The following is a 20,123-nucleotide window of genomic DNA, read 5'->3' on the forward strand; positions in this document are numbered from 1 at the left end:
CGCCCGGACGCCGGGAGGACGGAGACTCCGTCCTCCCGGCGTCGCACCGGCACCGGGGCGGCCACCGGCACCCGGCCGGGCGGCACCCGTAGGTGCCCGTACCGGCCGGTGGCGACGGTGGCCGGCCAGGTCTGACTGACCGGCCAGTGGCCGGCCGATCGTCGATGATCTAGCGTCCCGTGCGCCCGGGGGCCACGCCCCGCCCCGGCACGCAGCGAAAACGAGGGGGGACCGTGCCGTTCCGTAACGATGCCGCCGACCGAGGGGGACAGCCTCGCCCCGACCGCCCGGGGCCGGGCGTGACCTGCCCGCCGGGCTGGCGCCCCCTGCGGGTGGCGATGATCGGCCAGAAGGGCGTGCCGGCCACCTACGGGGGGATCGAACGGCACGTCGAGGAGATGGCCAGCCGGCTGGCCGGCCTCGGCCACGAGGTGACCGTCTACTGCCGGGACAGCTACGGCGCGGTCGAGGAGACCCGGCACCGGGGCATCCGGTTACGGCGGGCCCGCACCGTGTCCAGCAAGCACCTCGACGCCATCGTGCACTCGGCCACCTCCACCGTGGCGGCGCTGGCCGAGCGCCCCGACATCGTGCATTACCACGGCCTCGGCCCGGTGCTGACCGCGCCGCTGGCCCGGTACGCCTCCCGGGCCCGGGTGGTGCTCACCGTGCACGGGCTGGACAACCAGCGCGACAAGTGGGGCCGGGCGGCGCGGGCCGTGCTCGGCACCGCGTACCGGCTCAGCGGGCACCTGCCCGACGCCCGGGTGACCGTGTCGCGGGGCCTGGCCGCGCACTACGCCAGCCGGTTCGGCCGGCCCGCCCGCTACATCCCCAACGGGGTGGTCGCCCCCACCCACCTGCCGCCCCGGGAACTGTCCCGGTTCGGCCTGCGCCCCGGCAACTATCTGCTGCTGGTCGGCCGGCTCGTCCCGGAGAAGGCCGCCGACCTGCTCGTGCGGGCGTTCCGTCAGCTGCCGACCGACCTGCGGCTGGCCATCGTCGGCGGTTCGGCCTTCACCGACGGGTACGTCGCCCAGCTCCGCGCCGCCGCCGCTGACGACCCGCGTATCGTGTTCACCGACTTCGTCTACGGCGACGTGCTGGCCGAGCTGTACTCGCACGCGGCGGCCTTCGTGCAGCCGTCCCGCCTGGAGGGGCTGCCGCTGACCGTGCTGGAGGCCGCCTCGTACGGCCTGCCGGTGGTGGCCAGCGACATCGAACCCCACCGCGAGATGCTCGACCGCGACGGCCCGGGGCAGCGGCTGTTCCGCGACGGCGACGTCGACGACCTGCGCCGCGCGTTGCACACGGTGACCGCCGATCTGCCTGCCGAACGGGCCGGCGCCGCGCTGCTGCGGGACCGGGTGCTCGCCGAGTACAGCTGGGACGCCGCCGCCCGTGAGCTGGAGGAACTCTACTTCTCGCTGGCTCTGCGCGCCCCCCGCCGGGGGGAACCGGACGTTGGGTCGCCCACGGTCGGCGTAACGGCCCATGTCTCCCGACCTCGGCGACCGTTAGATTAGGCCGTCCTTCCGGCCGTCGGCGGCGACCGGCAACAGTTCCCTGGAAACGAGTGGTCGGCGAGCGGTGGACGGACAGCGACACGGCACGGAGAGTGACCTCGCCCTGCCCGCCGACGGGCGGCGCCGGTGGGCCGCCGGTGATCCGACCGCCCGCCTGCTGACCGTCGGCGCGGCCCTGCTCTGCGCCGTGGCGGCGGTCGCCGTCGGGTTGGCCGCCACCGGTGGCGGCCGGGTCGGCGCGGTGCTGCCCCTGGCGGTCCTCGCCGGGCTGGCCGTCGGCGTGCTCGCGCTGACCCGGTTCGCGGCGTACGTGCTGCTGATGCTGGCGGTCCGCTCCTGCGTCGACCTGTTCAAGCTCAGCGGCCCGACGGCCGGCCGGGCCGACGGCGCGGCGGCGACCCGGGCGATGGATCCGTCGACGATCCTCGCGGTCCTGTTCCTGCTCGCCGCCGGGCTCTGGCTCGCCGCCCAGCTGCGCCAGCGGGGCCGGCTGCGCGGCTCGCCGCTCGGCGTGGCGATGCTGCTGGTCGGGGCCACCTCCCTGGTCAGCGCGGCGGGGGCCGCCCAGCCGGTGCCCAGCGCCCTGGAGGCGCTGCGGATCGGCACCGTGGTGGTGATGTTCGTGGTCCTGGAGCAACTGATGCCGGACCTGCCGGCGGTCCGCCGGGTGCTGCTCGCCGCGTACGCCTCGCTGGCGCTGGCGGTCGGCTACACCGTCGTGCTGTCCCTGCTCGGCCACCCACCGGCCGAGGTCAAGGGGGGCTTCACCCGGATCAGCGGGCCGTTCGGCCAGTCCACCACCTTCGGCCGCTACCTGATGTTCATGGTGATCTTCGGGTTCGGCATCTACCGCTACCTGAGCCGCCGGCTCCGGCTCGGCCTCGGCGCGCTGCTCGCCGCGTCGCTGCTGTTCCTGCTGCTCACCAACACCCGCAGCGCGATCCTCGGCGCGGGACTGGGCCTGCTGGTGGTGGCGGTGCTGCACCGCAGCCGGCGGATGCTGGTGGCGCTCTGCCTGGTCGCGGTGGCCGGGGTGGCCCTGCTGCCGAGCGTGGCGCACCGCTTCGGGCAGCTCGCCGACAGCACCGCCGTGGGCGGCGGCCCGACCGGCAACACCCTCGCCTGGCGGGTCGGCTACTGGTCGGAGATCGTGTCGCTGGCCAACCGCAACCCGGTCACCGGGATCGGCCCCAACATGACCAAGTTCGAGGCCGACGAGGCGAAGAAGCCACACAACGACTTCCTGCGCGCGTACGTGGAGACCGGGCTGGCCGGGCTGCTGGCGTACCTGGCGATGCTGGCGCTGTGTCTGCACACCGGGCTGAACGCGCTGCGCCGGGCCCCACCGGGGAGCCTCGGCCGGGGGATCGCGATCGGTTTCCTGGGCTGCGCGGTCGCCTTCGTCGCGGTCAGCGCGGCGTCCAACGTGATCTCGAACGTGGTGACCCTGTGGTACTTCGCGGCGTTCGCCGCGGCAGCCGGCGCGGTCGCCCGGGGGCTACCGGCCGAGCCGACCCGGGTGGCGACGCCCCGACCGGTGGGCACCGGGTGGCACAACCGATGAAGCAACGAGCAGTGGGGAGCGGCAGGGTGGAGATCGTCGACTATCTGCGGGTCGCGCGGCGTCGACTCTGGCTGCTGGTGGGCATTCCGCTGGTGGCCGGGGCGGCGGCCGCGCTGGTCGTCCTGCTCGGCCCGCAGCAGTACGCGGCCACCTCGTACGTCGCCGCGCCCGCCCTGGTCGGCGGCAGCGCGGCCCAGCAGTACACCGGCACCCAGGCGGCCAACCAGTTCGCGGCGGCCTTCGCCGCGGCGGTGACCTCCCCGCAGGTGGTCGACCAGGTGGCGGCCGACACCGGGGTGCCCGCCGACACGCTGCGCGGCGGGCTGGCGGTCAAGCAGGTCGGCGCGAGCAGCCAGCTCACCGTGACCTACACCGCCGCCGACCGGTCCACGGTCGACCCGGTGCTCGCCTCGACCGGCAAGCGGGCCCTGGCCTTTCTCTTCGCCAGCCAGGTCGGCATCGCCACCGACGAGGTGAAGACGGCCACCGACGAGCTGACCACCGCCACCCGGGCGATCAACGACTGGGAGAAGGCCAACAAGGTCAGCCAGCCGGACAAGCTCTACCAGTCGACCCTCCAGGAGATCGCCAGCCTGCGTCAGCAGCAGTTGCAGATGCAGGCGGTCGGCAACTCCCGGGGGGCCGACGCCGCCGCCGAGTCGATCAGCGCCGGGCAGAAGCGGCTCGACGGGCTCGGCCCGAAGCTGCCCGACTACCAGGCGCTGATCGCGCAACGGGACAGCGCCGCCAGCGCGTTGGCCTCGGCCCGGCAGCGGCTGCAACAGGCCCGCGCCCAGTCCCAGGCCGCCGACCCGGAGAAGGTGACCAGCGTCGGCGAGGTGCAGCCGGTGTCCCGGGTGAAGGCGTTGGTCGGCCTGGTGCTCCCGGTGCTCGGCGCCGGCCTGCTGCTGGCCGTGCTCCTGGTCGCGGTGCTGGAGTGGCTGTCGCGCAGCCGCCGGGCCGGCCAGCCGTCGGCCGTCGGTCGGGCGGCTCCGGCCGGTGGGGGGCGCGGCAGCGACGACACGGTGGTGCTGCCGGCCGTCACGGCGACCGTGGCCGAGCAGAACTCCCGGCACCGGTAGGCGGGGGTGCCGGAAGGGTCCGCGCGGGGCGACCAGCACGTCCGGGGAATGGCCCGGGGCGGCGGGCTCAACCTGCTCGGCGCCCTGCTCAGCCAGGCGGCGGTCTTCCTGATCATGCTGCTGCTGGCGCGGGTGCTGGGCATCCGGGAGGTCGGCCGGTACGCCCAGTGCTACGCGGTGCTGTCGCTGGCCGGGCTGCTGTCGCTGTCCGGGTTCCGGGCCGGCCTCACCCGGTTCGTGGCGGTGCACCTGGCCGACGCGGACGCCCCGGCGCTGCGCGGCACCATCCGGTTGGGACTGGCCGTCTCGGCCGGCTCGTCGGTCGTCCTCGCCGGGGCGCTGGCGGCGGGCGCACCCTGGCTCGCCGACCGGCTGCACGACCCGGGGCTGGTCACCGGCCTGCGGCTGGTCGCGCTCACCCTGCCCGCCTCGACGGTCTGCGAGGCGGCCCTCGCGGCGACCCGGGGCTGGCGTACCCAGCGGCCGTTCACCTTCATCGGCCAGCTCTACGAGCCGGGCGCCCGACTGCTGCTCACCGCGCTCGCCCTGGGCACCGGGGTGGGGCTGACCGGGGCCTTCTGGGCGCTGGTGGTGGCCGGCTGGTCGGCCGCCCTGCTCGCCCTGCTGGCGCTGGGCCGGCTGGTGCGCCGGGTGCCGTCGGCCCGCCCGGTGCACCGGCCGGGGGAGCTGTTCCGCTTCTCCACGGTCAGCTGGGTGTCGTCGCTGTCGTCGACCGGGCTGATCTGGGTCGACACCCTGCTGCTCGGCTTCTTCGCCAACCCGGACATCGGCGTCTACAACGTCGCCACCCGGCTGGTCACCGTCGCCATCTTCGTCCTCGCGCCGGTCAACGCCGCGTTCGGGCCGTACCTGGCGCACCTCTACCACCGGGGGGACCTCGACGACGTCCGCCGGGTCTACGCGGTGGCCACCGGCTGGGTGGTCCGGCTGTCGCTGCCGGCGTTCGTGGCGCTGCTGGTCCTCCCCGGCGACCTGCTGCGCGTCTTCGGCGGCGAGGTCGCCACCGGCGCGGCGGTGACCGTGATCCTCGCCCTCGGCCAGCTGGTCAACGCGGCCACCGGCCCGTGTGGCACGGTGCTGAACATGTCCGGCCGGGTGGCCCTCAACATGGCCGACAACCTGGCCGCCCTGCTGCTCAACGTGCTGCTCAACCTGTGGCTCATCCCGGCGTACGGGATCGTCGGCGCGGCGGCGGCGTGGAGCGCCTCGCTGATCGTGGTCAACGTCGCCCGGGTGGTGCAGGTCCGCCACCTGACCGGCGCGCTGCCGTTCACCGTCGGGATGGCCAAGGGGCTGGCCGCCGGGGTGGCCGCGCTGCTCGCCGGGCTGCTGGTGCGCTGGCTGGTGCCGGGCTGGCCGGGGCGGCCGGCCGCCGGGCTGACCGCGATCGTGGCCGTCTACCTGGGGACCGTGCTGGCACTGGGCCTCAGCCGGGAGGACGTGATGGTGCTGCGCACCCTGGCCCGCCGACGCCGTCGCGGCGGCCCGCCCGATGCCGCCGGGGACGGTCCCGCCCCGGCCGTCGACCAGGCCGGCCGGGCGGTGTCGCGGTGAGCGCGGGGCCGCGGCGGGCCACCGTGGACCGACTGCGCCGGATGGTGCGCGGCACCCGCGCCTGGGCGCGGGCGGCGCGGCCCGGTCCGGTCGGCGCGCTGCCCGATTTCCTGATCATCGGCGGGCAGCGGTGCGGCACCACCTCGCTGCACCACTACCTCGCCGCGCACCCCGACGTGCGGGCCGCCACCGGCAAGGAACTCCAGTTCTTCAGCCTGCACTACGGTCGGGGGCCGCGCTGGTACCGGGCGCACTTCCCACCGGCCGCCCCCGGCCGACGCAGCTTCGAGGCCAGCCCCTACTACCTGTTCCACCCCGGCGTGCCGGCCCGGGTGGCGGCGACGCTGCCCGAGGCCCGGTTCGTGGCGCTGCTGCGCGACCCGGTCGAGCGGGCCTACTCGCACTACCTGCACACCCGCTCGTACGGGCTGGAGCCGTTGGGCTTCGCCGAGGCGCTCGCCGCCGAGCCGGGGCGGCTGGCCGCAGCGCTGGCCGACGGGCCGGACACCCCGGCGGCCCACCACGCGCTGCGCAACTTCTCCTACGCCGCCCGGGGCCGCTACGCCGAGCAGCTCGACCGCTGGTACGCCCACCTGCCCGCCGAACGGCTGCACGTGATCCGCAGCGAGGACCTGTACGCCGACCCGGCGACCGCCTACGCGGGCGTGCTGCGGTTCCTCGGGCTGGCCCCGTACGCCCCGGCGGAGTTCGCCCGGCACACCCGCCGGGCGGACACCGGCCCGTCCCAGCTCACCGCCGAGTTGCGGGCCGAACTGAGTGCCGTCTTCGCCCCGCACAACGCCCGCCTCGCCGCCCTGCTCGGCTGGCCCCGCACCTGGTGAACGGCCACCGCGTCAGCGGATCGGGGCGAGGACGCCGGCCGGGTCGCCGTTCGCGCGCAGCAGCACCGGGCTCGGCCCGATCGGCAGCGCGCCGGTGCGGGCGGCCGGGTCGGCACCGACCGGGCCGCCGGTCACCCCGGCGGTGGCCGGCAGCGATACGGTGCCCCCGGTGGTCGACCAGACCACCAGCGTGCTCTCCGCACCCCGGCGGAAGGCCACCCCGGTCAGCCCCTTGGCGTTCACGGGTTCGACGGTCGCGTCCCGGGCCGCCGCCGCCAGGGCGGCCATCATCGCGCCGGCCTGCCGCTGGGTGCCGTCCGGGTCGAGCAGGCCGTAGCGGACCTCCGCGCCGGCCCGGTTGTCGGGGTTGTACGCCAGCGGCAGCCAGAGCACCTCGTGGATGCCCCCGGCGACCAGCAGACTGACCACCTTGACCATCTCGTCGCCCCGGGCCGCGGCGTCGTCCGCGCCGTCCTTCCAGAACTGGCCGACCTCCCACGCCTGCACCGGCACCCCGGGCGGGGTCTCCGCGCGCAGGTAGTCCAGCAGCGCCGGCACCCCGGAGAAGTGCTCGTAGAAGTGCAGCTGCCGGACGTCGACCACCCGGTCGTCGAGCAGCTTCTCGGTGACCGCCAGGTAGGCCAGGTTGCGGGAGTTCTGCGTGTTGTCCAGCGCCGCGCGCAACGCCGCCGGGTCGGCGACCGCCGGGATCAGCCGCCCCCGGGTGCCGATCCGCCGCTGGAAGTACGCCTGGTAGGCGGCGACGGCCTGGTCCGGCTGCCCGGCCCGCAGCAGCCGGTCGGCCACCCCCATTCCGTACGCCACGCTGCTCATGCCCGAGTCGACCACCGTGGCCTGCGGGTCGGCCGACCGGATCGCCTCGGCGGCGGCGGTGACCAGCCGGCGGTAATCCTCGGGGCTGCCGGCCCAGTACTGCTGCGCGTTGACCTCGTTCTCGATGGCGTACTCGCGGACCCCGTACGGGGCGTACCGCTGCACCAGGGCGCGGACGAACGCCTGGTAGGCGGCGAGGTCCCGGGGCATCGCCGACTCGGTCTTGTTGGCCTGGCCCCGGGTGAACTTCGCCGTCCCGCCGGTGGCCCAGCAGACCCCGGTGCGGATCTTCAGGTGCAGGGTGATGCCGAGCTGCCGGCTGCGCTCGGCGATCCGGTCCACCGCCGAGAAGTCCGGGCTGCCCTGGGTCTTCTCGATGTCGCACCAGCTCAGTTCGTGATACGTCGCCGAGCCGGAGAGCTTCTCCAGGTAGGGCACGAACTGGTCGTAGCGGGACCAGTCCCAGTGCGCGCCGAACGGGTTGCGGGCCGTCGCGCCGGCCGGTGGCGCGCCGGTGGCACCGGCCGACGGGGTGGCCGCCGACGGGCCGGTCGCCGACGGGGCCGGGCGGGGCGCGGGATCGTCCGAACAGGCCGCCCCGGCGACCAGGGCGGCCAGCAGCACCCCGGCGAGCAGCACCCGCCGCCCGGTCCGGCGGCTCACCGGTAGCCCAGTTCGCGCAGGGTGGCACCGGAGAAGATCCGGACCAGCACCCGCAGGAAGGGGTCCAGTTCCCGGCGGTAGGTGCCGACCCGGGAGCCGTAGATCGGGGCGTCGGTGCCGGCGGCGGCCCGCCGACGATCCGCCTCGGCGGTGTACTTGCCCGCCACGTCGTGCTGCTTGCCGTCGTAGTCGAGCACGCCCGCCTCCCAGGGTTCGCCGAGGAACTCGAACAGGCCCCGCATGGCCTTCTCCGGGTCGGTGACCGTCTCCTCGTAGCGCAGTTCGTGGTAGCGGTCGGCCGGCAGCCGGGCCCCGGAGGCGCGGGCGATGCGGATGTAGCGCGGCCACTTCACCACGCACTTCACCGCCGACCAGTAGCCGAACCGCTTGCGGTGCGACACCACCACGTCCCGGCCGTCCCGCACGACGTGCACGAACTGCGCGTCGGGGAAGACCTCGGCCAGGAAGTCGATGGACAGCGCGTAGAGCGGCGTCTTGTCGGCCCAGCGGGTCTTTCCCCGGGACCGGGCGTAGTCGGCCTGGATGCCGCCGAAGAAGTCGGCGATGCGGCCCAGCCAGTATTCCCGGGGGAACCCGAAGCGGGCCAGCCGCTCCCAGTCCCGCCCGACGATGCGTTGCATGTCGGCCAGGAACCGGGTCTCCGGGCCGCAGCTGACCCGGGAGTGCGAGTCGAGCACCAGCCGCAGCATCGTGGTGCCGGACCGCTGGCAGCCGACCAGGAAGATCGGCCCCCGGGCCGCCCCCGCCCGCGCCGCCGGGGTGTGCGGTTCAGCCATGCTCCACCGCCTCCTGCCGGCCGGCCGCCGCGTCCAGCCGCCCGGCCAGGGTGGTGCAGAGCGCCCGTACCCGGGCGTCGATCTCCAGCCGGGGCCGCGCCGGGGTGCGCGCGCCGACGTGCGCGTGCAGCACCGGGTCGTACGGCAGGTCGAGGAAGGCGCACAGCCGCCGGGTGGACCCCGCCGGGTCGGCGACCAGCAGGTCGTACGAGCAGAGCAGGGTGTCCGGGCGGTCGGCCAGCCCGAGGGAGAAGTACAACGAGTTGCGCACGTACCAGAACAGGGCGGCGGCGGTGTGCGGGGTCATCCGGTCGTAGTCGAAGCCGGCGACCAGGTCCCGCATCGGCGCGTCCAGGCGCTGCCCCTGCCAGCGGTCCCCGATCGTGCCGTCGGCGATCGCCCGCAGCGCCCGCAGGTTGGCGTCGCCGAACTTCGCCACCTCGGAGCGGGCCCGGTCGTCGACGTCCCGGTACGCCCACAGCGCCCGCCCCGGCGCGACCCCGGCCAGGCCGAGCAACTCGTCCACCCGGTGCGTGTCGCACAGCGGCTTGACCAGCACGTACCGGTGCCGGCTGCGGCGGATGACGGCGCCGAGCACCGGGTCGGGGCGCAACCGGAAGCGGTGGAACACGGCCCGGTCGTTCTCGTTGCGGACCTCCACCGACGGGTCGGCGTCCAGCCCCCGGGTCAGCATGTTGGTGCCGGAGCGTTGCAGGCCCACCAGGTAGACCGGGACGGCCCGGCCGGGCGGCCCGGGATGGGCCCGCCGCCAGCGCCACTTCGCCAGCGCGGTGCGGGCCCGGTCGACCGGGTCGAGCCGGTCCTCCTCGATCAGCCGCCGGACGCCCTCGGTGCGCGCCCAGCGCAGGTGCCGGCGGACCCGTCGGGCGGTGTACGCCAGCGCCGAGGGCTCGTCGGGGTGGGGCACCGGTCCTCCTCGGGCACGTCAGGCGGGGTGGGGCACACGGTACCGGCAGATCATCACGGGTGGCCACGTGGCCGTGTGGTCGACCGGCGATGGGCCGTGTGGTCAGCTTGGGGATCATGAGCTGGACTCACGACGTGGCTGGTGCATACGGTGGGGCCCCTGGTCACCGCTGCCGTCCGGGGCGACCACCCCACCCCTGGACCCCGACGAACCGCAGCAGCCACCCCCGGAGCGGGCCGATGCGTGTCCTCCATGTCAACAAGTTCCTCTACCGGCGCGGCGGCGCCGAGGGCTACCTGCTCGACGTCGCCGAGCTGCAACGGGGCGACGGCGACGAGGTGGCCTTCTTCGGCATGACCCACCCGGACAACGACGCCCCCACCCCGTACGCCCGGCACTTCCCGCCCCGGGTGGAGCTGGACCCAGCGCCGCGCGGCGCGGGCCGCCGGGCGGCGGTGGCGGCCCGGATGATCTGGTCGCCGGCCAGCCGGCGTGGCCTGGCCCGGGTGCTCGACGAGTTCCGACCCGACGTGGTGCACCTGCACAACATCTACCACCAGCTCTCCCCGTCGGTGCTGGCGGCGGTGCGGGCCGCCCGGGTGCCGGCGGTGATGACCCTGCACGACTACAAGCTGGCCTGCCCCAGCTACCAGATGCTCGACCGGGGGGCGGTCTGCGACGCCTGCGTGACCGGCGGTCCGCTGCGCGCGGCCCGTCGCCGCTGCAAGGACGGATCGTTCGGGGCCAGCTCGCTGCTGGCCGTCGAGTCCTGGCTGCACCGCACCACCCGGGCGTACGGGCCGGTGCAGGCGTTCGTCAGCCCCAGCCGGTTCCTGGCCGACGTGATGCGCCGGGCCGGTGTCTTCCCCGACCGGATGCACGTGGTGTCGCACTTCGTCGACGTCGCCGCGACGGCGGTGAAGGCGGCCCCCGGCGGGCCGGTGGTCTTCGCCGGCCGGCTGGCCCCGGAGAAGGGCGTCGACGTGCTCATCGAGGCGCTCACCCGACTGCCCGACGACGTCGTGCTGGAGGTGGCCGGGGACGGCCCGGCCCGCGACGGGCTGACCGAGCTGGCCCGGCGGCGGGCCCCCGGCCGGGTCCGGTTCCACGGCCGGCTGGACAAGGCCCGGCTGCACGAGCTGGTCCGCTCGGCCACGGTGGTGGCGGTGCCGTCCCGGTGGAACGAGAACCAGCCGATGGCGGTGCTGGAGGCGTACGGCTGTGGGGTGCCGGTGGTCGCCTCCGACCTGGGCGGGCTGCCCGAGCTGGTCACCGCCGGGGTGGACGGCGAGGTGGTGCCCGCCGACGATCCGGTCGCGCTGGCCGCCGGGCTGGCCCGGGTGCTCGCCGACCCGGCGCGGGCGTACCGGATGGGGCGGGCCGGCCGGGCGCGGGTGGAGCGGGACTTCTCCCCGCAGGCGCACCTGACCCGGTTGCGGGAGGTCTACGCGACCGCCGCGCGGACCGTGCGGGAGCCGGTGTGAACCCGCCGGTGCGGGTGCTCTACCTGGCCGGCAGCGGACGCAGCGGCAGCACCCTGGTCACCACCGTCCTCGGGCAGTACCCGGGGGCCTTCGCCGCCGGGGAGCTGCGCTACCTGTGGCAGCGCGGCGAGGTGGAGAACCGGCCGTGCGGCTGCGGCCGGCCGCTGCGGGACTGCCCGCTGTGGCGCGCGGTGGCCCGGGAACTGCCGGTGGAGCGGGCCGCCACGATCGCCGCCGGACTGCGGGGCCGGCTGCGGATGCGCGGGCTGCCGGCGCTGCTGCGTCGCCACCGGCGGGGGGTCCGGCCGGTGCCCGCACATCCCGACGACGCGGCGCTGGCCGACCTGTACGCGGCCGTGGCCCGGCACACCGGGGCCCGGGTGGTGGTCGACTCGTCGAAGCTGCCCCCGTACGGCGCGTTGGTCGGCGCGCTGCCCGGCATCGACCTGCGGGTGCTGCACCTGGTCCGCGACCCCCGGGCCACCGCCTTCTCCTGGCGTCGTCGCCGGGGGCTCGACGGCGACACCGATCCGGAGCTGATGAGCCGGCCGCCGGCATGGAAGGCGGCCCTGCTTTGGCTGGTGTGGAACACCGTGACCGTCCGGCTGTGGGGTGACAGTGCCCCGGAGGGCTACCTGCGGGTGCGCTACGAGGACCTGACCGCCGACCCGGAGGGGACGCTGCGCCGGATCGCCGACTTCGCCGGGGTCGACCCCGACGGGGGCCCGTTCACCGGCCCGGCGACGGTCCGGCTGACGCCGACGCACTCGGTGGCCGGCAACCCGTCCCGGCACCGGACCGGTCCGGTGCCGATCACCGCTGACGTGCAGTGGCGGCGCGACCTGTCCCGCTGGTCGTACGCGCTGGTCACCGTGCTGACCGCGGCGGGGCTGCGCCGGTTCGGCTACCCGTGGCGGCGGGGTGCCCCGGGCCCGGCGGGGGCCGACCGGTCGGCGGGCGACGGGCGGCCCGCGCAGGGTCGGCCGGCTGCGGCCGGTGGGCGGCCGGTGGGCGTCGGGCGGTCGGGGCCGGCCCGGCACGAGGAGGGTTGAGCGATGTTGGCGGTGGTGGTGGGCACCGGGCGGTGCGGGTCGACCCTGGTGCAGGAGCTGCTGTCCCGGCACCCCGGGGTCGGGTTCGTCTCCGGTGTCGACGACAAGCTGTCCCGGCTCAACCTGACCGGCCGGCTCAACGGCCCGCTGTACCGGCGCTCCGCGCCCCGCCCGGCGGGGATGACCTCGCTGCGGCACAGCCGCCGGTTGCTGGAGAAGGGCCGGCTGCGGGTCGCCCCGTCGGAGGCGTACCACCTGCTGGACCGGCACGTGCTTGCCGGGTTCTCCCGCCCGTGCCGGGACCTGACCGCCGAGGATCTCACCCCGTACCTGCGGCGGCGGCTGCGCGCCTTCTTCGACGCCCGGATCGCCCGGCAGGGCTGCCGGCTGCTGCTGCACCACGTGACCGGTTGGCCGAGGACCGGGTTCCTGCGGGCCGGCTACCCGGAGCTGCGGGTGGTCAACGTGGTCCGCGACGGCCGGGCGGTGACCAACTCCTGGCTCCAGATGGGCTGGTGGGACGGCTGGCGAGGGCCGGACAACTGGTTCCTCGGCCCACTGCCGACCGACCTGCGCCGGGAATGGGAGGAGTACGACAGGTCGTTCCCGGTGCTCGCCGCGCTGGGCTGGAAGATGCTGATGGACTCCTTCGCCGAGGCCCGCGCGGCGCACCCCGAGGCGCAGTGGCTCGACGTGCGCTACGAGGACCTGCTCGCCGACCCGCGCGGCGAGGTGGCCCGGATGCTCGACTTCCTCGACCTGGACTGGTCGCCGGCGTTCGAGAAGGGCTTCGGACGGTACCGGTTCCACGCCGGTCGGCAGGCCGCCTACCACGAGGAGTTGGGCGACGCGCAGCTCGCCGCCGTGGAACGGGTGCTGGACAAGCCGCTGCGGCAGTGGGGCTACCGGGACTGACCGGCGCGGCACACCGCCGTCGGGCTCGTCGCGTCGGCGTCGTCGGAGCGGCGTGGGAAAAGTTCCTACAGGTGCAGGTGGTGGTGCCGGTCGGTCGGCCCATAGCGTGCGGTTCTCGGGACATTCAAGGAGACTGCATGGCTGCAACGGGAACACCCCTTCGCGCCGGGGCGGCCGTACTGGCCGCGGTGCTGCTCGCCGCCCTGGGCGCGGCGCCACGGGCGGTGGCGGCGTCGGACGCACCGGCGATCGTGGTCCAGGACGGGGTCACCCAGCCGGTGTTCGGCTACGCCGACGCCATCCGGGAACGCCTGTTCATCGACTCCACCTTCGACAGCGACAACGACGGTCTGCGCGACATCATCGCGTTCGACCTGATGCGACCGGCGGCCACCGCGAACGGGCTCAAGGTGCCGGTCATCATGGACGCCAGCCCCTACTACTCGACGGTCTGCCGGGGCAACGAGTCCGAGTGCAAGGCCGACCTGGACGGCGACGGCCTGCTCGACAGGTGGCCGCTGTTCTACGACAACTACTTCGTGCCGCGCGGCTACGCGGTGATCCTGCTGGACATGGTGGGCACCAACAACTCCACCGGCTGCCCCACCACCAACGCCAACCAGGACAATCTCAGCGCCAAGCAGGCGATCAACTGGCTCAACGGCCGGGCCACCGCGCGCAACGCGGCCGGCCAGGTGGTCACGGCCGACTGGCACAACGGCAAGTCGGGCATGATCGGCAAGTCGTACGACGGCTCGCTGGCCATGGCGACGGCGGTGACCGGCGTCAAGGGCCTGACCACGGTGGTGCCGATCAGCGGTCCCACCGAGTACTACGACTACGTGCGCAGCAACGGGGTGGTCACCCGGGGCAACAGCTACGTGGCGTCGCTGGCCAACACCGTCACCAACCCGGAGCGGCGGGACTACTGCAAGCCGGTGCGCGACGCGATGGCCGCCGCCGACGGCGACGAGCACGGCGACTACACCGCCTTCTGGAACGAGCGCAGCTACGTCAAGAAGGTCCCCAACATGACCGCCAGCGTGCTGCTCTACCACGGTCTCAACGACGACAACGTCCGCCCGGACCACTTCAGCAAGTTCTGGTACGCCCTGGCGGAGAACAACGTCCCGCGTAAGCTGTGGCTCTCCCAGGAGGGGCACGTCGACCCGTTCGACTCGCGCCGCGCGGTCTGGGTGTCCACCCTGCACCGGTGGTTCGACTTCTGGCTGCACGGGGTGGCCAACGGGATCATGGACGAGCCCCGGGTCGACCTGGAGCGGGCCGCCGACGTGTGGGAGACCCACGCCGACTGGCCGATCCCCGGCAAGGCCGACACCGAGGTGTTCCTCCAGCCCGGCACCACCGGGGCCGGCGGCCTGAAGCTGGTGCCGACGGCCAAGCCGGCGACCGGCGTGTTCCAGGACAGCCGTACCCAGAGCCAGAACACGATGATCCTCAACCCGGACACGGTGCAGCCGAACCGGCTGGCGTTCCTGTCCGCGCCGCTGACCGCGCCCCTGCACATCTCGGGCACGCCGACGGTGCAGCTGCGGGCCTCGGCCGACCAGACCGACACCAACTTCGGGGCGATCCTGGTCGACTACGGCACCGACGAGCGGGTGGCGCACCGGGCCTCCGGCGAGGGCATCATCACCCTGGCCACCGAGGACTGCTGGGGGCTGAACAGCCCGACCGACGACGGCTGCTACAAGCAGACCGCCAAGCGGGTCGCCACGGCCGACTACGAGCTGGTCACCAAGGGCATCATGGACGCCCAGAACCGGCAGTCCATCCGCACCGCCGTGCCGCTGGTGGTGGGGGAGTCGTACAACTTCACCTTCCCGCTGCTGCCGGAGGACTACGTCTTCAAGCCGGGCCACCGGATCGGCGTGATCATCGTGGCCAGCTACCCGCAGTACTCCAGCCAGGCGGACACCACCGCCGCGAACATCAACGTCGCACTGAAGAGCAGCAAGATCGTTCTTCCGGTGGTCGGCGGCACCACCGCCGCCCACGCGGCCGGTCTCTGACCGGTCCCCGGGTGGCCACCGGCGCAGCACCGCTGCGCCGGCGGCCACCCGGCCAGGTCACCCGTGCGGGGGTCGCCGTCGCGCACGACGTGACCGTCGGCGAGGGCGGGCTGAAGCAAGCACCTATTGACAAACATTGTTAACAATCGGACCCTGCTGAGAGAGCGCTCTCCCGTCCCGTCTCCAGCGAGGTGTCGCCATGCGTCTCCGAAGAAAGCTGCTTGCCGCCGCGTCCGCACTGCTCGCCGGCCTCGCGGCCGCCGTCGTCGCCACGCCCGCCCACGCGGTCGGACCGGCGTTGCTGCCCGTCACCGTCACCAATACCACCGGCCGCAGCGACGCGGTCTACCTCTATGTCATCGGCGTCCAGCTGTCCACCGGCCGGCTCGGCTACGTCACCTCCGGCGGCGCCTTCGCGCCGTGGACCGGCGGCCAGATCCCGCCGTCGCCCGCGCCGGACGTCTCCATACCGGGCCCCGGCAACGGCGGCAGCACCACCCTCCAGTTCCCCCGTGGCTTCTCCGGCCGGGTCTACTTCGCCCTCGGGCAGAAGCTGAAGTTCTTCCTCACCCCGGACGGGCTGGTGCAGCCCGCGCCCTGGGCGGCCGGTGACGCGAACCGCGACATCCTCTTCGACTGGAGCGAGTTCACCTACAACGACTCCGGCCTGTGGCTCAACAGTTCTCAGGTCGACATGTTCGCGATCCCGCACGCGGTCACCGTGACCGGCGCCAACGGCGTCACCAAGCGCACCGGCGACGTGGTGGCCAACGGCCGCAACGCGGTCATCGACGGGATCCGGGCGCAGCCGGGCTGGGCCAACACCGTCCACACCCGCTCCGACGGGACCGTGCTGCGCGTCCTGGCTCCGGGCAAGGCGGCCGCGGCCGGCCTGCTGAGCACCACCTACCTGGACTCCTACGTCGCCTCCGCGTGGAACGCGTACACCGCGAAGACCCTGACCGTGGTGCCCTTCGCCGACCAGCCGGCCATCAGGTACTACGGCCGTACGTCGGGCAACACCATGACCTTCACCAACGGCAGCGGCCAGGTGGTCGCCTCCTTCAACCGGCCCTCCTCGGCCAGCGTCTGGGGCTGCGACGGCGACCTGCCCGCGCCGAACGACCAGGTGGTCGGCCCGATCTCGCGTACGCTCTGCGCCGCGCTCAACCGGGGCACGCTCGGCACCATCGACACCCAGCCCACCACCAACGCCGCCGACTTCTACCGCAACAGCCCCACCAACCAGTACGCCCGCCTGATCCACGCCAACATGACCGACGGCCGGGCATACGCATTCGCCTTCGACGACGTCGGCGGATTCGAGTCGCTGGTGCACGACGGCGACCCACGTGCGGCCGGGCTGATCCTCAGCCCGTTCTCCGGCGGCAACCCGACCACCGGGGTGCCCGTGGTCAGCACCTGGAACAACAAGTGCATCGACGTGCCGAGCTCCAACTTCGTCGACCGCGCGCCGTTGCAGATGTGGAACTGCAACAACACCAACGCGCAGAAGTGGACGTTCAGCGGCACGGCGCTGAAGAGCCAGAACAACAAGTGCATGGACATCGACGCGGGGTCGACAGCGAACGGAGCGGTGGTGCAGCTCTACACCTGCAACGGCACCGGCGCCCAGCAGTTCACCCTGAACGGGGCCGGAGACCTGGTCAACCTTCAGGCCAACAAGTGCGTCGACATCAAGGACGCGAACGGCAACGACGGCGCGAGGCTCCAGCTCTGGGACTGCGCCGGAACGGCCAACCAGAAGTGGCGCACGGGCTGACCGGCCGGTGCGACGGGGGCGGGGGCGCGAGTCGCCCCCGCCCCCGGCAGGGCGCTTGACGAAGCCGACTCGCACACCCTGCTCGGCACCGTGCTCCCGGCGGCGCTGCGGTGCCACCAACCGACCGTCACCGCCATCGCCGACCACCTGACCGCGCGCGAGTGTCGCGGTGGCTGCCGATCCGGCTGCCGGTCTCCGGGCCGGTCACCGTCTCAGCCCGGAGCCCGGACGTGTCGGGTCCGGTCCCCGGTCCAGGCCGCCTCGAGGATCGCGGTCAGGCTGGCGGTGTCGGTCGGGCCGGGATGGTTCTGGATCAGGCGGGTGACGCCACCGGCCATCTCGGCGAAGCGCGGGAGGTCGGCGCGGGCCACGCCGATGTCCGCCAGCGTGGCAGGGATGCCGATGTCGGCGAGGAGGCCGTCGAGCCAGGTGAGGAACGCGTCCGCGGCCTCGGCGTCCGAGGCGTCGGCCACGTCGAGCCCGCACGCCCCGGCGAGGACGGCCAGCCGGTCGACGATGGCATCCCTGGCCGCGTCCAGCGCGTACGGCAGCAGCAGCCCGACGCCCAGGCCGTGCGGCGTGTGGGTGGCCGCGCCGATCGGGTACTGGAGAGCGTGCGGGGCCGCGTTGCCCGCGTGGGAGAAGGCGAGCCCGGCGAGCATGGACCCGTAGGACATGTCCGCGCGCGCGTCCGTGTCGCCGCCGTCCCGGACGGCACGACGCAGGCTGCGGGCGATCCGCTCGGCGGCCCGGAGCGCGTAGTGGTCGGTGACCGGGTTGCGGCCGAGGAACACCTGCTCCACCGGGTCGCGTGGTGCGTGGGCCCGGGGCCGCGCGGTGTAGCTCTCCACCGCGTGGCAGAACGCGTCGATGCCGGAGTGGGCGGTGACGGTCGCGGGGCAGGTGTAGGTGAGTTCGGGGTCGACGATGGCGAAGTCGGGCACGATGTGGACGCTGGAGACCCCCACCTTCAGCGCGCGGTCCGGGTCGGTCAACACCGAGACGGGGGTGAGCTCGGAGCCGGTGCCGGACGTCGTCGGGACCGCGACGAGGGGAAACGTCGGCCCGGGCACCTTCGACTCGCCGTAGAAGTCGCGTGGCGTCCCACCGTGGCGCCGGATGACGCCGACGATCTTGGCGAGGTCGATCACCGTGCCGCCGCCGATGGCGAGGATGACGTCGGCGTCCACCTCGGCGGCGGCCGAGACGGCCAGGTCGACATCGGTGAGTGGCACGTCCGGGGTCGCGTCGGAGAACACCGCGACGGCCTCGACCTTCTCCCGCACGGCGGCCACGATCTCGGCCACGCCCGGCTGCCCCAGGAGAATCCGGTCGGTCACGATCAGGACCCGCGAGCCGCTCTCGGCCACCACTCGTGGGATGTTCTGCGCGACCCCTTCGCCCACGATCAGCTGGCGTGGTCCGCGGACGGTCTCAAGCATGTCGGTGCCTCTCCGGAACGTCGGCGGCGATGTGCTGGGCGGGCGTCCGGGTCACCTGCGGGACCGGGACGGCGTCGGCCGGGTCGGGTCGCCCGGGTGGCCCAGGCGCCCCCGGGTGGAGGCCGGTCACGGCAGGTCGATCGCCGCGTAGGTGAGGTCGAGGTATTCGAGGATGCCCTCGTGCGACCCCTCCTTGCCGATCCCGGACTGCTTCACGCCTCCGAACGGGGCCGACGGGTCCGAGATCAGGCCACGGTTGATGCCGACCATCCCCGTCTGCAGGCCCTCGGCGAACCGGATCGCCCGCTGCAGGTCACGGGTGAAGACGTAGCCGACGAGGCCGTGCTCGGTGTCGTTGGCCTTCGCCAGCACCTCGTCGTCGGACGTGAACGGGATGATCGGCGCCACCGGGCCGAAGATCTCCTCCCTCAGCATCCGCGCGTCCTCGGGCACGTCGACGAGGACCGTGGGCGGGTAGAAGTGGCCCGGCCCGTCCGGGCGCTCGCCGCCCACCAGGACCCGGGCGCCGCGCTCGACCGCGTCGGCGACGAGCTTGTCGATCGTGGTGACCGAGGCGTCGTCGATCAACGCCCCGACGTCCACGCCGTCGTCGAGGCCATGGCCCACCGAGAGCGCGCCCATCCGCTCGGCGAAGCGCGCCGTGAACTCCTCGCGCACCGGCTCCTCGACGTAGATCCGGTTGGCCGCGATGCAGGACTCCCCGATGTTGCGCATCTTGGCGACCATGGCACCGTCGAGCGCGACGTCCAGGTCGGCGTCCGCACACACGATCAGGGCCGCGTTGCCGCCCAGCTCCATGGAGGTACGCAGCACGTTGTCCGCAGCCTGCCGGAGCAGCACGCGCCCGACCTCGGTCGACCCGGTGAAGGAGAGCTTGCGGGTCCGACCGTCGGCCAGCAGCGCGGAGACCACCTCGCCGGAGCGCTTGGTGGTCACCACGTTGACGACACCCGGGGGAACGCCGACCTCCTCCATGATGCGGGCCAGCAGCAGCATGGTGAGCGGCGTCTGGGCTGCCGGCTTGGTGATCGTCGTGCAACCGGCGGCCAGCGCGGGGGCGATCTTGCGGGCGCCCATGGCCAATGGGAAGTTCCAGGGCGTCACGAAGACGCACGGTCCGACCGGCTTCGGCACGGTGAGGATGCGGTAGCCACCCGCGGGCGCGGTGCTGTAGCGCCCCTCGACGCGCACCGCCTCCTCGGCGAACCAACGGAAGAACTCGGCGCCGTAGGCCACCTCTGCCCGAGCCTCGGCGAGCGGCTTGCCCATCTCGAGCGTGATCAGCCGGGCGACCTCCTCGGATCGCGCGGTCAGTGCCCGGTGCGTCGCGGTCAACAGCTCCGACCGCTTCCGCGGCGGGGTCGCCGCCCACTGCGCCATCGCCGTGCTCGCCGCGTCCAGCGCGGCGAGCCCGTCGGCGACACCGGCGTCCGCCACCTCGGCGATGGTCTGGCCGGTGGCCGGGTCCTCGACGGCGAAGGTGGCTCCGCTTGCGGCGTCGCGCCAGGTGTCGCCGATCCGCAGCCGCCGGTGCTCGGGGGCCAGGACGTTCGTCGGGTCACTCACTGCGTCGCCTCCTGTG

General features: G+C 73.9%; 15 protein-coding genes. 10 read left to right on the plus strand and 5 right to left on the minus strand.

What is annotated here, in order from left to right; all coding sequences use genetic code 11:
- The first annotated feature begins 299 nt into the window (after positions 1-299).
- The 5 genes from LPA42_RS03325 to LPA42_RS03345 all read left to right on the plus strand — a co-directional run bounded on the left by LPA42_RS03325 (position 300) and on the right by LPA42_RS03345 (position 6,589).
- Positions 300-1,526, plus strand: coding sequence for a glycosyltransferase family 4 protein (locus LPA42_RS03325; protein WP_077939306.1), 1,227 nt, complete (start codon positions 300-302; stop codon positions 1,524-1,526).
- Positions 1,527-1,590: 64 nt separating this feature from the next.
- The gene (locus LPA42_RS34345; protein WP_077939307.1) at positions 1,591-3,090 is read left to right on the plus strand and encodes an O-antigen ligase; all 1,500 of its coding nucleotides are present in this window, start codon (positions 1,591-1,593) and stop codon (positions 3,088-3,090) included.
- Positions 3,091-3,116: 26 nt separating this feature from the next.
- The gene (locus tag LPA42_RS03335; RefSeq protein ID WP_158229456.1) at positions 3,117-4,172 is read left to right on the plus strand and encodes a Wzz/FepE/Etk N-terminal domain-containing protein; all 1,056 of its coding nucleotides are present in this window, start codon (positions 3,117-3,119) and stop codon (positions 4,170-4,172) included.
- 6 nt (positions 4,173-4,178) lie between these two features.
- A complete protein-coding gene (locus LPA42_RS03340; protein WP_144082739.1) occupies positions 4,179-5,747 on the plus strand; it encodes an oligosaccharide flippase family protein in 1,569 nt (522 codons plus the stop codon).
- Complete coding sequence (locus LPA42_RS03345; RefSeq protein WP_077939310.1) at positions 5,744-6,589, plus strand: sulfotransferase; 846 nt, start codon at positions 5,744-5,746, stop codon at positions 6,587-6,589. Before LPA42_RS03340 ends, LPA42_RS03345 begins: the two co-directional genes overlap by 4 nt.
- A gap of 12 nt (positions 6,590-6,601) precedes the next feature.
- Here LPA42_RS03345 and LPA42_RS03350 read toward each other — a convergent pair whose 3' ends face one another.
- From LPA42_RS03350 to LPA42_RS03360, 3 genes are read right to left on the minus strand one after another with little or no spacing between them, the layout of a single operon-like run.
- Positions 6,602-8,086, minus strand: a complete 1,485-nt coding sequence (locus LPA42_RS03350; protein ID WP_077939311.1) for a hypothetical protein — start codon at positions 8,084-8,086, stop codon at positions 6,602-6,604.
- Positions 8,083-8,883 (minus strand): sulfotransferase, encoded by an 801-nt coding sequence (locus LPA42_RS03355; RefSeq protein ID WP_077939312.1) that lies wholly within the window; start codon positions 8,881-8,883, stop codon positions 8,083-8,085. Before LPA42_RS03355 ends, LPA42_RS03350 begins: the two co-directional genes overlap by 4 nt.
- Positions 8,876-9,811 carry a hypothetical protein gene (locus LPA42_RS03360; RefSeq protein ID WP_077939313.1) on the minus strand — a complete coding sequence of 312 codons (936 nt, stop codon included), beginning with the start codon at positions 9,809-9,811 and terminating at the stop codon, positions 8,876-8,878. The genes LPA42_RS03355 and LPA42_RS03360 overlap by 8 nt, the downstream gene beginning before the upstream one ends.
- Before the next feature lie 239 nt (positions 9,812-10,050).
- Between LPA42_RS03360 and LPA42_RS03365 the strand changes: the two genes are divergently transcribed.
- The 5 genes from LPA42_RS03365 (at position 10,051) to LPA42_RS03385 (ending at position 17,078) form a co-directional block, all read left to right on the plus strand.
- Positions 10,051-11,295 (plus strand): glycosyltransferase, encoded by a 1,245-nt coding sequence (locus LPA42_RS03365; RefSeq protein ID WP_158229457.1) that lies wholly within the window; start codon positions 10,051-10,053, stop codon positions 11,293-11,295.
- On the plus strand, positions 11,292-12,347 hold the full coding sequence (locus LPA42_RS03370; protein ID WP_077939315.1) for a sulfotransferase: 1,056 nt from the start codon (positions 11,292-11,294) through the stop codon (positions 12,345-12,347). The genes LPA42_RS03365 and LPA42_RS03370 overlap by 4 nt, the downstream gene beginning before the upstream one ends.
- Positions 12,348-12,350: 3 nt before the next feature.
- A complete protein-coding gene (locus LPA42_RS03375; protein ID WP_043967787.1) occupies positions 12,351-13,262 on the plus strand; it encodes a sulfotransferase in 912 nt (303 codons plus the stop codon).
- A 137-nt stretch (positions 13,263-13,399) separates the two neighbouring features.
- The gene (locus tag LPA42_RS03380; protein ID WP_077939316.1) at positions 13,400-15,295 is read left to right on the plus strand and encodes a CocE/NonD family hydrolase; all 1,896 of its coding nucleotides are present in this window, start codon (positions 13,400-13,402) and stop codon (positions 15,293-15,295) included.
- Between the two features lie 199 nt (positions 15,296-15,494).
- Positions 15,495-17,078 (plus strand): beta-1,3-glucanase family protein, encoded by a 1,584-nt coding sequence (locus tag LPA42_RS03385; protein ID WP_077939317.1) that lies wholly within the window; start codon positions 15,495-15,497, stop codon positions 17,076-17,078.
- A 212-nt stretch (positions 17,079-17,290) separates the two neighbouring features.
- Here LPA42_RS03385 and LPA42_RS03390 read toward each other — a convergent pair whose 3' ends face one another.
- A complete protein-coding gene (locus tag LPA42_RS03390; protein WP_077939318.1) occupies positions 17,291-18,520 on the minus strand; it encodes an iron-containing alcohol dehydrogenase in 1,230 nt (409 codons plus the stop codon).
- 126 nt (positions 18,521-18,646) lie between these two features.
- Positions 18,647-20,107, minus strand: coding sequence for an NAD-dependent succinate-semialdehyde dehydrogenase (locus LPA42_RS03395; RefSeq protein ID WP_077939319.1), 1,461 nt, complete (start codon positions 20,105-20,107; stop codon positions 18,647-18,649).
- Between the last annotated feature and the right edge of the window lie 16 nt (positions 20,108-20,123).

It is taken from the genome of Micromonospora sp. DH13 (assembly GCF_020873825.1).
In the GTDB taxonomy this organism is placed as follows: domain Bacteria; phylum Actinomycetota; class Actinomycetes; order Mycobacteriales; family Micromonosporaceae; genus Micromonospora; species Micromonospora haikouensis.